Source organism: Candidatus Cloacimonadota bacterium (assembly GCA_011372345.1).
Taxonomy (GTDB): domain Bacteria; phylum Cloacimonadota; class Cloacimonadia; order Cloacimonadales; family TCS61; genus DRTC01.
Genome location: DRTC01000039.1, coordinates 1 through 1,590, shown reverse-complemented (window position 1 = coordinate 1,590; position 1,590 = coordinate 1). Strand labels below are relative to the sequence as shown.

Sequence of the window (1,590 nt, the reverse complement as noted above, 5' to 3'; positions counted from 1 at the left end):
TGCTGGGATGGAAGGATTGATTCCAGTTGAGACTGATTGGTCTTGACGCAATAATGATTACTTGTTCCCATGCTCCTGCGTGGGAACAAACAATAGATATATTGTGTTATGATTAGTTTTGACACAGGAGCGTCAAAAAAGGCATTCCCACGCAGGAGCGTTGGAACGAGTAACCAACGAAGGAGCATTAGAACGAGAATTATTTCTCCGTGTTCTCTGTGTCTCTGTGGCAAATAAAAATGAAAATATTAGATAAGTATATTCTAAGAGAATACATTAAAACTTTTTTGATCATTATCGGTGCGTTTTCGATCCTTTTCCTGGTTGTCGATATTTTTGATCGCATGCCCGGATTGATGAGAAAAGGAGCATCGACAGATGACATGATGATCTATTTTGTCTTGAGGTTACCTTACCTGATCCTGCTGACTTCACCGGTTGTAGTCTTACTTGCTGGTCTATTCCTGATGAACAACCTTTCCAAATACAGCGAATCGATCGCTATTCGCGGTGCAGGAATAAGCATCGTTAGAATGGTAACACCTTTGTTCTGGTTCGGTTTTTTCTTCAGCATAGTTATTTTGATTTTAGGAGAATTTGTCCTTCCTAAAGCGGAAGAATACAGACAATATGTTTATACGGAAAAGATCAAAAATCAGAAAGTAGAAGATAAAAAAATGCGATCTCATATCCACTATCTTGGTAAAGATAATAACCTTTATTACATCGGTTTTTTTGATGGTTATCGAAATGTTTTGAAAACGATAGATATTACAAAAATTGATCCTGAAACCAGCGAAATATTAAGAAAGATCACAGCTTCGAACGCTGAATGGAAAGATGATAAATGGCATTTCAAAGATTGTTATATCAGGAATTTTATAAACGGTGAACCGAGTTCTGTCGAGCATTATAATTCCATTACTATCGAGGAAGTTGATGTTACTCCTTTAGATTTTATCAAAAGTGCTAAGAAACCAATGTCTATGAATTTCTTTGAACTAAAGGAATACATAAAAAGATTGCAGAAAGTCGGAGAAAAATTCAATAAGGAATTAGTGGAACTGAATTTCAAAATATCGTTTCCTTTCGCTAATTTAATAATTTTACTTTTCTGTGTTCCACTGGTTTCAACTTCTTCCAGAAGCAGGGGACGGGGAATTATTTTTGCCATTGGTCTACTTGTGTGTTTTCTCTTTCTTTCTTCTTTGAGGATTTGCCAGAGTTTGGGTCATAATGGAGTTCTTTCTCCATTATTGGCTGCCTGGTTGTCTAATTTGATATTTACTTTTGTGGGGATATTTTTCGTGATCAAAGCTGAGGTGTAGATGAAAATCTTAATGGTTCTGGAAAATGAGTTCCCACCTGATACAAGAGTAGAAAATGAGATTCAAACTTTATCCAATGCTGGTCATGAAATTCATTTAGCATGTCTGACATTTCAAAATAAAAAGGAATTTGAACAAAAAGAGAATTATCTCATTCATAGAAAAAAAATCTCTGATTTTACTTTTAAAACAAGTGTCGGATGTCTGAAGTTTCCTTTTTATTTTAATTTCTGGAGAAAATATCTTATTGAACTTTTCAGGA

The 1,590-nt window shown here is 35.0% G+C and carries 2 protein-coding genes; both read left to right on the top strand.

The genetic code is table 11. From position 1 onward, the window contains the following. The first annotated feature begins 239 nt into the window (after positions 1–239). Entirely contained in the window at positions 240–1,328 is a 1,089-nt protein-coding gene (locus tag ENL20_00670) for a YjgP/YjgQ family permease (GenBank protein ID HHE37074.1), read from the top strand. Next, on the top strand, positions 1,329–1,590 hold a 262-nt coding region (locus ENL20_00665), incomplete at its 3' end, for a hypothetical protein (GenBank protein ID HHE37073.1).